The sequence below is a fragment of the Bacillus cereus group sp. BfR-BA-01355 genome (assembly GCF_022663675.1).
Classification (GTDB): domain Bacteria; phylum Bacillota; class Bacilli; order Bacillales; family Bacillaceae_G; genus Bacillus_A; species Bacillus_A thuringiensis_S.
This window is the reverse complement of the sequence record NZ_JAKUFY010000283.1, coordinates 1-652: the sequence shown is the minus strand read 5'-3', so window position 1 is coordinate 652 and position 652 is coordinate 1. Positions and strand designations below refer to the sequence as shown.

Below are 652 nucleotides of genomic sequence, written 5' to 3'. Positions count from 1 at the left end.
TTCAATTTTCTTATCACTTTCACGCCCTTATTAATTCGTTAAATAAGAATAAAATGCGTCAGCATCCGTTCTAATCATCGGTACAAAATTTAGTTCTTTTCCTTTTTCAGGCTGATCTTTTTTTATCTTTTCCGCTAACTCTTGAATATTCATATTCATTTTATCCATATTAAGCTCATCTGCCATTTGTAGCACCTTTTGTTCATTAATTTCTTTTAATATTTGATATATATCTTTACCGTACAAATCAATATGATATTTTTTTGCTTCTTCCTGTACTTTTTGTTCGTACACTTCTTGTGCTAACTCTTCAATTTCTTTTCCTTTTTGAGAAATGTCTAACTTTCCTGCTTCTTCTCTTACTTTCGTTCCGTAGATTTCTTCCGCGATGTCTTCAATTTCTTTTCCATCTGTAGAAATGCCTAATTTATCTGCTTCATCTTTAATTTTAATCGTATTAATTTGAGTAATTAAATCTACAATTGATGTATTCTCTATAGATATACCTAGCTTTAACGCTTCTTGCTTTACTTTTGTTTCATAGATTTCTTCTGACAGCGTCCCAACATCTTTTCCTTCAATCGAAATACCTAACTGCTCTGCTTCCCTTCCTACTTCTGTTTCATGAATTTCTTTTTCTAATGTAATTTGT

General features: G+C 30.8%; 1 protein-coding gene. It reads right to left on the bottom strand.

Annotated features, from left to right (window positions below; genetic code table 11):
* Positions 1-30: 30 nt before the first annotated feature.
* A partial coding sequence (locus MR167_RS31595) for a transporter (protein ID WP_242316244.1) occupies positions 31-652 on the bottom strand: 622 nt, incomplete at its 5' end.